The 12543-nt window shown below is 61.1% G+C and carries 8 protein-coding genes; 2 read left to right on the top strand and 6 right to left on the bottom strand.

Going from position 1 to position 12543, the window contains the following annotated elements; all coding sequences use genetic code 11:
- Positions 1-22: 22 nt before the first annotated feature.
- From BLR44_RS14485 to BLR44_RS14460, 6 genes are all read right to left on the bottom strand, one after another.
- On the bottom strand, positions 23-1180 hold the full coding sequence (locus BLR44_RS14485; protein ID WP_245706068.1) for an aminotransferase class V-fold PLP-dependent enzyme: 1158 nt from the start codon (positions 1178-1180) through the stop codon (positions 23-25).
- Positions 1181-1248: 68 nt separating this feature from the next.
- Positions 1249-2010: a DUF2490 domain-containing protein gene (locus BLR44_RS14480; RefSeq protein ID WP_089683112.1), complete on the bottom strand. Its 762-nt coding sequence runs from the start codon at positions 2008-2010 to the stop codon at positions 1249-1251.
- 100 nt (positions 2011-2110) lie between these two features.
- Positions 2111-4309 (bottom strand): carbohydrate binding family 9 domain-containing protein, encoded by a 2199-nt coding sequence (locus BLR44_RS14475; protein WP_089683110.1) that lies wholly within the window; start codon positions 4307-4309, stop codon positions 2111-2113.
- Positions 4310-4407: 98 nt separating this feature from the next.
- Positions 4408-5751, bottom strand: a complete 1344-nt coding sequence (locus BLR44_RS14470) for a glycoside hydrolase family 28 protein (protein WP_089683108.1) — start codon at positions 5749-5751, stop codon at positions 4408-4410.
- A 47-nt stretch (positions 5752-5798) separates the two neighbouring features.
- The gene (gene rlmF, locus BLR44_RS14465) at positions 5799-6797 is read right to left on the bottom strand and encodes a 23S rRNA (adenine(1618)-N(6))-methyltransferase RlmF (RefSeq protein WP_089683554.1); all 999 of its coding nucleotides are present in this window, start codon (positions 6795-6797) and stop codon (positions 5799-5801) included.
- A gap of 76 nt (positions 6798-6873) precedes the next feature.
- Positions 6874-10659 (bottom strand): hydantoinase B/oxoprolinase family protein, encoded by a 3786-nt coding sequence (locus BLR44_RS14460; protein ID WP_089683106.1) that lies wholly within the window; start codon positions 10657-10659, stop codon positions 6874-6876.
- A 179-nt stretch (positions 10660-10838) separates the two neighbouring features.
- Here BLR44_RS14460 and BLR44_RS14455 point away from each other — a divergent pair, with 179 nt between their 5' ends.
- Both BLR44_RS14455 and BLR44_RS14450 read left to right on the top strand, forming a co-directional pair.
- Complete coding sequence (locus BLR44_RS14455; protein ID WP_143017299.1) at positions 10839-11444, top strand: RNA polymerase sigma factor; 606 nt, start codon at positions 10839-10841, stop codon at positions 11442-11444.
- Between the two features lie 98 nt (positions 11445-11542).
- Positions 11543-12526 (top strand): FecR family protein, encoded by a 984-nt coding sequence (locus BLR44_RS14450; RefSeq protein WP_089683101.1) that lies wholly within the window; start codon positions 11543-11545, stop codon positions 12524-12526.
- The last annotated feature ends 17 nt before the right edge of the window (positions 12527-12543 follow it).

Here is a 12543-nt window from a genome sequence, read left to right as displayed (position 1 = left end):
GGAAGCGGTTGCGCTCAAACGACTATCGCGCTTCTGCCAGTACTTCGATCAGCGCCGCGATGTCGTCAGGGGTATTGTACAGGTGGGTCGAGATGCGAAGAGCATGGCCCCGCGCCGACACCGAGATGTTGCGCTCCTTGAGGCGCGTCAGCGTGGCCGCCTGATCCAGGTGCGCCGGCAGCGTAACGCCGAACAGGTGTTCGCCGCGCCAGGTCGCCTCTTCCACCCCGTAGCCGTTTTCCTGTAGGAAGGCGATCAGCGGTTGGGTCAGGGCCGCATCGTAGGCCTGAATCCGCGCCGGTTGCCAGTCCAGAATCTGGTCGAGCGCCCGTTGCATCATCGGCAGGAGAATGAAGTTGCCGCTCTCGCCCACGTTGTAGCGCGCCGCGCCGGGTTTGTATCGCGGTTCGTACGCCACCAGCCGGTTGAAATCCTCGCTGCCCAGGCGGTTAACCCAGTTTTCTTCGAGCGGAACGCCGTCGTTGAACGCCTCACTGACGTACATCATCCCGAGGCTGTACGGCCCCATCAGCCACTTGTAACCCGCACAGATCAGCGCATCGATTCCACAGGCCTGTACATCAATCGGCAGCGCGCCGACCGACTGGGTACCGTCTACGACCAGCCGCGCGCCCACGTCCCGGCACCGCTTACCGATCGCCGTCAGGTCAAACCGGGTGCCGTCGGCCCAGTGGACGGTAGAAAGCACCACCAGCGCCGTTTTGGGCGTGATGGCCTCCAGCAGACGTTCGTTCCAGCGTCGGCCGCGGTCCTGCCGCGCTGTGGGCGGCTCGATCGTCACCAGGTCGAGCGATTTTTCAGCACACAGCCGATGGAGGGCGTAGATGTCGCTCGGAAATTCTTCGTGTACCACCACCACCCGCTGCCCTGCCGATGCAGGAACGTTGCGGGCGACCGTACTCAGTCCGTACGACACCGACGGGATCAAGGCCACTTGCAGTGTCGGAGCGTTGACCAACTGTCCGAACCGCTGGCGTACTGCTTCGGCCTGCGCGAAAAAATCGTCGGGCGTAATGGCGAACGGATTGCGTTTGCGTTGCACGCCTTCGATGCCCGCCGCTTCGACGGACTTCAGCAGCGGCGACATGTACGCGCAGTTCAGGTAATGCAGGTCTTCCGGAAGGGAGAAAAGGGGTTTCTGGCAGGGGAGAAGGGACATAGCGGGAAGCAGCGGCTAAAAGGTATGTGACTCTAAGATAGCACGAACAGAAACTTCGGTGCGGAAATTTAGCGGGTCAGGTCCAGCTTGTGTCGGACGCCGAGCCAGAGGATTCCGTCGCGGTTGTAGCGCCCCGGCGTGGTGGTGCTGGCAAACTGGTGGTTGTAGGTAAGGGCCAGGTCCAGATTTTCGTGAAGTTGGAGCGTCGGGCCGATCAGCAACCGGTTCTGGTCAAAAACGGTATAGACGATGTTGCGCCCGAGGTTGATGAAGAGTTCGTCGCCCACGTCGAGCACCAGTTTCGGGTACGGACGACGGGCAGATAACTTCAGGAGCGGCACCGTGACCATCAGCCGGTACCGCAGCCGATGGTTGAAGCTGTGCGTTGCGGGCGCCTCGGCCAGGGCCAACGTTTTGAGGAAGCGCTGTTCTGCCCGGAAACGGTGCACTACGTCGATGCGCCCGTACGTATGCGAGGATTGAATTTCCTGGTAAGGCCGCCACTCGATCCGCCGCAACCGGTCGTTCGTGTACGAACCCAGATGGGCCATGCCTGCCGCTACGCGTATGTTTTCGTGCAGACGATACCCCAGGCCCGTTCGGACGACGTACTGGGCGGGATGGCGCATTTGATCCCGCCACCGAAAGCCTCCGTCGGTCATCCAGGTCCATTGCTTCGAAAGCTTGGTCTGGTTGTAATACTGAATCCACTGTTGGTTTGAGGGAACCACGTCTTTCTGCTGAGCATAGCCCATGTGCGCCGTCAGGCAGACCAGGAAGAGGAAAGTTCCCAGGAAACGCGCGGATTGCCGAAGTCGAAAAAGTGCCATAAGAGGGACGTCGTGAAATGGGCGGCGTGTGGGTAACGTGCGGTGCCGCCGGGCCAGCGTGCGAAAGTACAGGCTGGCGCGCAACCGTTCACCTGCCTCCTTACAAATTCCACCAATAGGTCAGCTTGACCACCAGCGCGCGGTTTTTGACCGACAGCGGTGCGGGCAAGTAGTTGTCCGTGTAGACAATGAATAGGTCAGACGCCGGTTGGTAGCGCCACTGCAGCCGCGTGTTGAGGTTGATGTTGTCGAGTTGGTCGTTGTATTGCGCAAACGCCGTGAAGAACAACTTGTTGGTCAGGGTCACGTCCATGCGCGGCCCTACGAGCCAGAATTGCGTGGGCGTGAGGGGCTCGGGCAGGCGGATGTCGTTGTAACTGGTGCTCAGCGCCAGACTCACGTACGGCTGAAATCGGTAGCCCAGGTCGGTCGTAAAATTCAGGCGCGTGCCGTGGGCGTAGTAGCCGCCGTAACGGGCCGTGAAACCGTAGGTGAACACACTTTGTGGCTTGGAGATGAACTCGGTGCCCACTGTGTTCCAGCGGTGTTGCGTCCCGCGGGCCAGCGTATCGCCCCCGGCGTTGGTCGGGTCGAAAGGCTGAAGCAACTGCACGTAGTTGTGCGTCGTCCACAGCGCCCAGGTGCTGCGGCTGCGGAAGGTGGTCAGGTAACCCACGTAGTGCTCGTAGTCGATGGGTTGGAACGACTCGTTCATGAAGTAGGTCGACATCACCTGCGGGCCGTGGCTCAGCACCGCGCCGCCTTTGGGAAAGAAAAAATAGGAGAACGATGGATTGAGTTTGATGTACCCGCGCCGGGGCACGTAGCCCACTTCGGCCACGTAATTGCGACCGACGTACTCGTGCTGCCAGTTCCACAACACGGAGCGACTGCTGTATTGCAGGTTGGCAGCGTGGGCCAGACTGCGGCTTTGATCACCCGGCTGAAACGACTTCAGTGCCAGGAATTTCCCCGTCCAGATGTTGTTCGACGAGGCCAGGTTGTACTCCAGCCCCACGTTCCGGTTGTACTGTGAGTAAATAGGCATTTCGCCGTCCGGGTCGGGGCGGTAGGCCATCGAACTTTTGTTGATGACCAGGGCTCCGATGTTGGAGCGGGCAAACACGCGGCGTTGCAACGCCACCACGGCAAAGTTCTGCGCGGGCAGACCGGTCTCTTCGACCGCACCGGTTTGCATGTCCATCGCCCCGATGCGCCAGTCTTTGTTCAGTTTGCCGCTCAGCCGGGCACCGTAGCGGATCGGCACGCCCAGCCCGATGCGGCGGGAGAAAAACGGCCGCAGGTTGGCGTACCCGAAGTTGGCGAAGAGGTCGCCGTTTTCCAGGAAGAACTGACGGCGCTCGGGAAAAAACAGCTCGAACCGATCCAGGTTGGTCACTTGCCGGTCCACATCGACCTGCGAGAAATCGGGGTTGACGGTCAGGTCTAGGTTCAGCGAGGAGGTAATCGCCACCTTGGCGTCAAGGCCCACCGCTTTGCGGGTCTCGGTCGGATCGTCGTGCTCGTAGTCGCGGCTCAGCCCCCCGAGGGCGTAGGGAATCAGCGAGACGTTCGCGTTGGCGGTCGGCGGCGGCTCGTCCCACACCAGCGTACCCGTGTAGGCCAGCGAGGCGGTCGGAAACTGCCGGGGTACGGGTGCCCAGCTCGACTTCTCCGTCGATTTCAGGTCGTTCCGGCTGAAGTTGATGCCCCAGCGCGTGATGCCTTTTTTGTAGCGGATGCTCTTGAACGGAATCGCCGCCTCGAAAATCCAGCGGTCCGGGTAGTTCTTCACCGCCGAGGTCCACTTGTTGTCCCAACTCAGGTCGACCTTTCCGCCTTCGTACATAATGCCGTCCCACTGCGCGCCCACCGCGTTGGCCCCGAACGAGAAGCCGTTCGTCTGGTCGTCGAACGTATCCATGAACAAGAGAAAGTTGTCGTTCTTCCCGAACGTAAAATCCCGCCGCATCGACTCTACGAAGTAGGGCGCGTCGCGTTCGTGGTAACAGATCGCCATCAGGTAGAGATGCTTCGCGTCGTAGGTCATCAGCACGTCCGTCTGCACCTGCGCGTAGCTGGTGTCCATCGGCAGCACCATGTAAAACTGACCCGCCACCTGCGCCTCCTGCCACGACTGCTCGTTCAGCACGCCGTCGATCACCACGTCGTCGACCGCGCGTTGCAGATGATACTCGTATTCTTCATTTTTTTTCTGGGCACGGAGGGCGAAACACGCACCGACTAGGTACAAGGCCAGCGTCAGGCTAAGCCGCGTGGTGGGACGAAGGTGGGGCAAGGAAGTGGTAATTAAGTAGGAAAAGGCGGAGGTTTTCTTTTATAAATGAGCTTCTAAAACTACCAAAACTGCATCGACATTTCCTACAGGAAAACCGGCTACCGCGGAAGCACTTCGCCGACGTCTTCCGTGACCAGCCAGGGGCGGGCGTCGGGCTGGGCGGTGGTGATGTCGCAATTCTGAAACGAAACGGTATCGACGTGGCGGACGAAAAAGCCCGAGGCAGGCGTATCGCCGAACTTGCTGCCTTCCGGGTAAGTACCGTCGTATTCCATCACGCTTTGTTGGTTGGTGTTGACGCCGCCTTTGTGTTGCAGCTGCACGTTTTCGAACGTCACGTTCTGAATGCGATGCCCCGGCATGCCCATCACGATCGACGGATACGTTTGCGTGAAATTTTTCCCTTCGATGTTCCGGAAGTGGACGTTCGAAATGGTGCCCATCCGGGGCGGACGTCCCGGTACCGTCCGGTTGCGGTTGGCGAGGAGCACGAAAAAGGCTTGCCCGCAATTGTCGATGGTGCAGTCACTAAAACGGAGGTTGTCGATCACCGCCCCGTCCATCGACTCCACCACCAGGGCCGAATTTTGAAAGGCATTTTTGAGGGTCAGGTCCGACACCTCGAAGTTCATGAAACTGCCCAGCCCGTCGGTTCCGAGTTTGAAACAGTTGCCCGCGTTTACGTTCAGTTTGTCGATCACGCACCGCCGCACCACCACGTCGCGCACGCCGTATTCACTGCCACTTTTGAAACAGATGCCGTCGTCTTCCGAGCGGATGTCGCAGTCCTCGATCAGCACCCCGTGGCAATCCACAATGTCGATGCCGTCGCGGTTGGGTGTCAGTTTGTGGCTGTTGATGGTGAGGCGCTGGAGCGTGATGCTGTCCGACTCGATGTAGACTTGTGTCCAGCAGGCCGGGTCCAGCAAGGTCAGGTCGGAAACCGTGATGTTGCGCGCGCCCACGAACGCAAAAAGCGAGGGGCGGTCTTTCTCCGTACCCAACTCCTTCACGTGCATCCAGGGCTCGAAGTCGCCCTGCCCGTCGATGGTGCCGCCGCCCGTGATCGTCACGTCGCGTACGTGGTTGCCATAAATCAGGCGCCGCTGGCAGTCCTGTTCCATCCGGTTCGGAAATTGGGTCTCGATCAGGTGATGCGGGTACTCTTCCTCCCGATCCGACTGGATGCCCAGCAGCGTGGCCGTCGTATCGATGTGCAACGTCATCCGGCTCCCCAGCACCAGTTGCCCCGTCAGGAACGTGCCGTTTTTGAGAAGGACCGTCCCGCCCGTTCCCTGGCACGCGTCAATCGCCCGTTGAATGGCCTGCCGGTCGTTGGTAGTGCCGTCGCCCTTCGCGCCATATTTCCTGACGTCGAAGGTTTGGGCCACGGCAGGGCAGCCGAAAAGCAGGAGGAAAAGGCAGGCGAGGAGGTGGTGCATACACGGTGAAAGTCAGGTGGTTAAATCAAGAGTATTGTTCAGGCGCATCAAAGCGGAGGCCGCAGCGCTTCGGCCCAGCGGGAGCGGACCCAGTCTTCCTGCTCGGGTTTCGTCAGAAACGTCCAGGTCACGATGCGGCTGATCTTGTTGCCATGCCCCATCGGAATGGTGTTTACGTCGGCAGCAGCCACTTGCTTCAGGGTTTGGTAGACCGTTTTCAGGTGCGCCTGTTTGGCCACCAGCGTCGAAAACCAGAAACAGGACGTTGCGAACCGCTGGCTCTCGCGAATCATCTTTTGCACAAACGCTTCTTCGCCGCCCGCGCACCACAGTTCGTTGCTCTGACCGCCGAAATTCAGGGTCGGGTTACGGACTTTCTTCCGTTTGAGGTTACTCAGCTTGCGGACCGACCCGGCGTGGGCTTCCGCGCGTGACGCATGAAACGGAGGATTGCAGAGGGAAAAATCCACATATTCGCCCTTTTGAAGAATGCCTTGAAAGATACGCGTCGGCTCCCGTTGGTGCCGCAGGGTAATCCGCGCGTGCAGGGTGGGGTTCCGGTCCAGAATCTTTGTCGCTGCCTGGAGCGCCACCGGATCGATGTCCGAGCCCACGAACGACCAGCCGTACTCTTGCGTGCCCAGGAGCGGGTAGATGCCATTAGCTCCTACACCTACGTCCAGGCACCTGATGGTCGGCCCGGTGGGAATCGCCTGACCTAGCGGAGCGGGCACACTGTCGCGCAACACGTCGGCCATGTAGTGCAGGTAGTCGGCTCTGCCGGGGATGGGCGGACACAGGTAGTGGGCAGGAATGTCCCACTGGTCCACGTGGTAATGGTGTTTCAGCAGCGCTTTGTTCAGCGTCTTGACCGCCTGCGGATCAAAAAAGTTGATGGATTCGTCTCCATACGGGTTCAGCGCCACAAACGGCGCCAGTTCCGGACAGCTTGCGATGAGTTCCTGAAAGTGGTAACGTCCGCGATGCTTGCTTCGGGGATGCAACTGATGCTTTTCGGCAGGATGTTCTTTCTTGGCAGGACGCATGGGTACGTACAAAGGTAACTAGCGCGCGGTGGCGATGCATGATTTTTACAAGCGGAAGGATGGCGCTGTGGGGTCACTATGCCTTCGGTTCGGGTTGCGTCGCGCTGCCCCAGCCGCCGCCGCCTGGCGTTTCGATGACGACCCGATCCCCGGCGTTCAGGTCACGCCCGTCGACGCCTTGCAACCCCTCTTCGGTGCCATCCTGTCGGATGACGCGCTGTCGACCGGGTTGTCCGGCGTGCCCCCCCGCTTGGCCGTAGGGACCGGTCTGCCGCCGTTGCGTGAGCAGGGTGAGTTGCACCGGTTCCAGAAAGCGGATCTCCCGCACCAGCCCATCACCACCGGCCCATTGACCCTTCCCACCGGAGCCTCGACGCACCGCGAACCGTTCGAGGCGGACGGGATAGCGCTGTTCCAGCACTTCGGGATCGGTGATGCGCGTGTTGGTCATGTGCTGATGCACCGCCGACGCCCCCGCGTAGCCCTCCGTTGCCCCCACACCGCCACCCAGCGTCTCGTAGTACCCGAACCGCGCGTTGCCAAACAGGAGGTTGTTCATCGTACCCTGACTGGCCGCCGCCACCCCGAACGCCTTCAGCAACGTATCGACCAGGCGCTGGCTGACTTCCGTATTGCCGCCGACCACGGCCGGACATTGCGTCGGATCGGCGGGAAACGGCGGATTCAGGCAGCCTTCGGGGAGGTGTACCGAGACGTCCTGCAACATGCCTTCGTTGAGCGGCACGTCTTCTGGACAGAGGAGGCGCAACACGTAGAGAATCACGCTGCGCACGATGGCGGGCGTGGCGTTCAGATTGCCGGGATGCACCCCGCCCGAACCGGTAAAATCCATCGACAGATGCTCATGCGAGACATCCAGGTGTACCCGCAGAGGCGTGCCGTCGTCGAGCGATTCTTCAGCCTGGTACGTACCGGGAGCGAAACGGGTCCAGCCCCGGCGGGCCACCTGGGCCGCGTGGGTCTGCAATGCCCGCATGGCCTGTTGCAATGCGGAAAGGCCGTGTTGCTCCGCCAGTTGTTGCAATGCCGTCACGCCCAGGCGGATGGAGGCGAGGGCGGCGTTCAGGTCGGCGCGGTTTTCTTCCCAGGCGCGGGTCGGGTAGGAACCGGTCGTAAAAAGCTTTTCCAACGTATCCCACTGTACTTCGCCACCTCGCACGAGGTAGGTCGGCGCGATTACGACGCCCTCTTCGGACAGCGAGCGGGCATCGGGCGGCATGGAGCCGGGACGGGAACCGCCGAGTTCGGCGTGATGGGCGCGGTTCGCGACGTACCCGATCAGCATACCGTCGGGGGTGTGTGCGGCGGCAATCAGCGTGATGTCGGGGAGGTGCGATCCGCCGTAGCCGGGATGGTTGGTGATGATCACGTCGCCTTCGCCCAGCGGAAGCGCTTCCCGAACCTGCCGGACGCAAAGGCCCAGGCTCCCCAGGTGGACCGGAATGTGCGGCGCGTTTACGACCAGTTGCGCGTCCTGATCCAGCAGCGCACAGGAGAAATCGAGGCGTTCCTTCACGTTTACCGAAAAGGCGGTGCGTTGCAACAGCGCACCCATCTCTTCGGCCACACCCGTCAGGCGATTGGCAAAGAGTTCGCGTTGCACGGCTTCGGGCGCGGCGACCAGGTCGGCGGTCGTGTTTTCGTGTTCGACGGAAAGGAGGGCGTTGCCCGCCGCATCGATGCGTGCCGCCCACCCGGCTTCTACTACTGTGGTGCTGTTTCGGTCGATGAGCAAAGCCGGACCCGCACACACGGCTCCCGGTCGCATGGCCTCCCGCAGGTAGACCGGCACCTCGTGCCATCCGCCGCCGGTGTAGTGTCGGCGATGCCCCTCCGGCGAAGGGGTGTAGGTTTCCATCTCGGACGGGAGATCCTCGGGAGCGGGCGGACGCGTGGCGACCTGCACCTGCCAGTTCACCACTTCGATCGGGCGTTCGACGACGTGGCCGTAGACTTCCCGGTAGCGTTGCAGGAAGCGGGTTTCCAACGTGTCCGGTTCATCGTACACGATTTCCAGCGACGAGTCCTGTCCCCGAAAGCGGAGAAACGCATGGACCTGTTTCACCTCCAGCAACTCGTCGGCGTACCCCTCGGCGTGGAGTTGGGCACGTGCTTCTGCGGCAAGGGCCTCGGTCAGCGCCGGCAGGTCGGGTTTTGCCTCTTCCAGGGGACGTAGCACCTGCCGGCTGGCGAAGCGTTCCACCACGGCCGCGCCCATGCCCAGCGCACTAAGCAAGCCCGCATCGGCCGGAACCAGCACCTGCAAGATCCCCAACCGTTCGGCCACGCGACAGGCATGTTGTCCGCCCGCCCCTCCGAAGGCCAGCAGCGTGTATTCCGTGGGATCGTAGCCTTTCTGAACCGAGATATGCCGGATGGCGTCGGCCATTTTTTCGTTCGCGATGTCGAGCAATCCCTGCAACAGGGCCGCATCGTCGGTTTGGGACGGGAGTTGCGTTTTGAGTCGCTCGAACGCACGTTGTGCCGCGTCCTGGTTGACCGGAATGCCGAAATAATCGGGTGCCAAGCGGCCCAGGAGCAGGTTGACGTCGGTGATGGTCAGCGGCCCGCCCGCTCCGTAACAGGCCGGGCCGGGTTGTGCGCCCGCGCTTTCGGGACCGACCTGGAGACGGTGACCGTCGTAGGCACAGATGGAGCCGCCGCCCGCCGCCACCGTTTCGATGGCCAGCGCCGGACTGAGCAGATGCGCGTCGCCTACCCGCAATTCCTGGCGGTAATCGTACACCCCGGCCCAGCGGGCCACGTCGGTACTGGTACCGCCCATGTCGAGCGTGAGAATTCTGTCGATGCCGGAGCGTTGCGCCGACCAGGCCGCGCCGACCACACCCCCCGCCGGACCGCTGAGCAGACTGTCTTTCGGGCGGAAAAACGCGTCGCCGACCAGACCACCTGCACTGGTCATCACCAAAAGTTGGCTTTCCGCGAGCTTCGCCCGAATGTTTTGCAAGTAATCGTTCAGCACGGGCGTCAGGTACGCATTGACTACTGCCGTTTCCGCGCGGGGCAGGATGCGGATACCCGGGGCCAGCGCCGAAGACACCGATACCCACGCTATGTCTGCGGCCTGCAAGGCTTCGGCCAGTTGCTGTTCGTGGGCAGGGTTGCGGTAGCTGTGCATCAACGCGAGAGCTACCGTGGCGGCCCGGCTTTGTTGCACCGCCGTCACCACCCGTTCGATTTCGTCCGGCGTCAGCGACCGGAGTACAGAGCCGTCGGCCTGCAACCGCTCGTCTACTTCAAAGACCTGCGTGTACAGGGCCGGGGCTTTTTCGACCTGCAACGTGAACAGATCGGGGCGTTGCTGGGTCCCGATGGCGAGCAGATCGGCGAACCCTTTCGTGATGACGAGCGCGACCGAAGCGCCCTTGCGTTCGAGCAGCGCGTTGGTGCCGCGCGTCGAGCCGAGCCGCATTTCTAGCGGAGGAAGCGGTTCGGAGAGGGGCGTACCCGTCACCAGCCGGGCCGCCAGGATGGGCGCTTCTTCGCCTGCCGTCAGGGCAAAATCGAACGGAAAGGAGGGCAGGGGATCGGGCAGCGCCTCCAGTTCCAGCCAGCCTTCCTGTAGGTTCACGTGCCGGACTGTCGTCGAGAAGGTGCCCTCCGGTAGCGTGAAGGTGTATCCCGCAAAGATGTCCTCATCGGTCGCCCAGCGTTGCCGGATTTGTAATCGGTCGCCGTCCCGCCCCACGACCTGTCCGCGCAGGGCGCTACTACTCAGGACTTTCGCGCGACGAAGGCGGTGGTCAGGGGTGAGGGCCAGGCAATCGGTGAAGGTACCACCCGTATCGATGCGGATGCGCCAGCGGGACGTGTCAGTCATAGAGTCAAAATCAAACGGAGGGCTAAAGATAGAAGACAGCGGCGAACGCCGGGTTGCGAAAACCGGGTTGCGTAAACCGGGTTGCGTAAACCTGTGAACAGCATTTGTGTCGTGGGCTTGCTTGGAAAAGGAGGGTGAATTCTTTAGCTTGGGCAGTCACTACCACCTACCTGCCTACGATGACCACCAACGTCGAAGCACGCTGGCTTCAATTCCTTGCTGGGGACGAAGCGGCTTTTTCGGAACTCTACCTCACGTTCTACCGCGACTTGTATGGGTATGGGCAGCGTGTGCTCCAGCACGAAGAAGATACCCGCAACCAGATCCACGAACTTTTTCTTTACCTCTGGGAACACCGTGCGCAACTCAAGCCGGTTCATTCGGTCAAAGCGTACCTGATCATCTCGTTTCGCAACCGCATTTTTCGGTTTCTGGCGCGGAAGCGCATGATTCCGACCGAGAACGTGGAGCAGCGGCTGGAGCGCGACGGGTTTCATTTTTCGAGCGAGGATCTGCTGGTGGCGGCCGAGTCGGATCACGAGCGGGTGGCGGGCGTAGCGCAGGCCATCAACGAACTGCCGGCCCGGCAGCGCGAGGTGATTTACCTGCACTACTACCACGAACTGACCATTCAGGAGATTGCCGATGCGTTGTCGCTGAATTACCAGTCGGTGGCGAACTGTTTGCAGAAAGCGTATAAAAAACTGCGCCAGCAACGGCGCATGCAACTGCTGCGCACGCTGCTCTCGCTGGCGTTGCCGTTCTCCCTGCTTTTGGGGGCATAAAGGAGCCTCCGAAAATTTTTTGCCCTTTCCTGAAAAAAAAGTGGAAACGGGGGTATAAACCAAAGCCCTGAGCGTCTTTCCCTAAACCGAAAGGAATCTTGAACCGAAACCCGCATTCCCGACGCAAGCCTACCCTTTTTGGAGCCTGGTGGAAAAGCCTTTCTCCGGAGGAACAAGCGTCCCTTTCGGACGAAGAGAAAGAACTGCGCGAGGTGCGTTTTGCCGACCGACTGCCTTCGGAGCCACCGGTATCCGACGAAACGATGCACCAAGACCTGGCTCGCCTGCAAACGGCTTTGCGCAAAAACGCGCACCCAGCCCGGCCCAAAGCGCGGGTACGGCAGATGCCGGTATGGGTATATCGGGCGGCGGCCGTCGTGTCGGTCGGGGTGATGCTCTGGCTCGCGGTGCTGTGGATGAATGCGTACTGGGGCGAGACGACCCTGGCGACCGGCTATGGCGAAACCCGCGAAGTGGTGCTGTCGGACGGGTCGCGGGTAATGCTCAACGCCAACTCCGAATTGCGCTATCCGACGCGCTGGGACGAAGGCGCGCCGCGAGAAGTCACCTTGACCGGTGAAGCTTTTTTTGAGATCGAAAAACGGGAGCAGGCCGGGAATAAAATCAAATTCATCGTCCATACCGAGCAACTGGATGTGGCCGTATACGGTACCAGCTTCAACGTGATGAACCGGCACGACCAGACGGAAGTGGTGCTGAAAGAAGGCAGCGTCCACCTGAACCTGAAGACGGAGCCCGGTGAAATCGAAATGGTGCCGGGCGATCTGGTGTCGGTGTCGGCGGCTTCCGGCGAAATCCTGCGCAAGCGGGTGGAACCGGAGCAGTTCAGCGCCTGGCGGGCGTCCCAGTTAATTTTCAAGGCGACTTCGTTGCAGCAGATTGCCCAGCGCATCGAGGACATCTACGGGCAGAACGTAGTTTTTGAGCGTCCTGCGCTGGGACAGCTCGAACTAACCGGCACCTTTCCGGCCGACGACCTGGATCAGTTGCTCCGCCTGATCGACGCTTCCTCCGACGAAATCGTCGTCGTGCGGGAAGGGGAGACGATCGTGTTTCGCTAACGCACTACTCACAATCA

It is taken from the genome of Catalinimonas alkaloidigena, from assembly GCF_900100765.1.
Classification (GTDB): Bacteria; Bacteroidota; Bacteroidia; order Cytophagales; family Flexibacteraceae; genus Mooreia; species Mooreia alkaloidigena.
The sequence above is the reverse complement of the archived record's forward strand: the minus strand, read 5'-3'. Positions and strand labels throughout refer to the sequence as shown.

Coding starts and splice junctions, on each gene's coding strand:
- BLR44_RS14485 (WP_245706068.1), bottom strand. CDS start 1,180: ATGTCCCTTCTCCCCTGCCAGAAACCCCTTTTCTCCCTTCCGGAAGAC.
- BLR44_RS14480 (WP_089683112.1), bottom strand. CDS start 2,010: ATGGCACTTTTTCGACTTCGGCAATCCGCGCGTTTCCTGGGAACTTTC.
- BLR44_RS14470 (WP_089683108.1), bottom strand. CDS start 5,751: ATGCACCACCTCCTCGCCTGCCTTTTCCTCCTGCTTTTCGGCTGCCCT.
- rlmF (WP_089683554.1), bottom strand. CDS start 6,797: ATGCGTCCTGCCAAGAAAGAACATCCTGCCGAAAAGCATCAGTTGCAT.
- BLR44_RS14460 (WP_089683106.1), bottom strand. CDS start 10,659: ATGACTGACACGTCCCGCTGGCGCATCCGCATCGATACGGGTGGTACC.
- BLR44_RS14455 (WP_143017299.1), top strand. CDS start 10,839: ATGACCACCAACGTCGAAGCACGCTGGCTTCAATTCCTTGCTGGGGAC.